This window comes from Mesorhizobium sp. M8A.F.Ca.ET.208.01.1.1, assembly GCF_004791315.1.
Lineage (GTDB): Bacteria > Pseudomonadota > Alphaproteobacteria > Rhizobiales > Rhizobiaceae > Mesorhizobium.
The window spans coordinates 1-441 of sequence record NZ_SRUT01000055.1; the positions used below are offsets into that span (position 1 = coordinate 1).

At 59.2% G+C, this 441-nt stretch carries 1 pseudogene; it reads right to left on the reverse strand.

Annotated elements, in window-relative coordinates:
• Positions 1-441: pseudogene (locus tag EN851_RS34250) on the reverse strand (type II and III secretion system protein family protein); the annotation flags it as partial.

Below are 441 nucleotides of genomic sequence, written 5' to 3' on the forward strand. Positions count from 1 at the left end.
ATTACCCTCGTTATCAGCGCTGCAAATGGGCTAGTGTTCGACAAAAGGCCAGAGAGGATATCTCCTGGGCCGAGCACCACATTGTCCTTATCGACTGCCGCATCGCCCGTACCGGTTCGAGTCGTGCCCCTGCTATTCGTGCTTCTGAACGACACCCCAAGATCTCGGCCAGCATTGCGCTTGGCTTCCAGGATGCGGACGGACAGATTGACCTGCTCGCTGTCGTCGATAGTGACGGCGTTAATGATCGCGTCTGGACCATATTGCTGGGTGACCTCGACGATGGACGCCAGCGTTGCAGCATCCTTGACGTGGCCGGAAAGCCGGATCTTGCCGTTGATGGAGCCGATCTCGATGCGAGCCTTCGGCGCCACCTGGCGGATCGCTACCGCCATGTCACTGACGTCCTGGCCGACTTCGATCTGGATCGCGCCCAGCGAT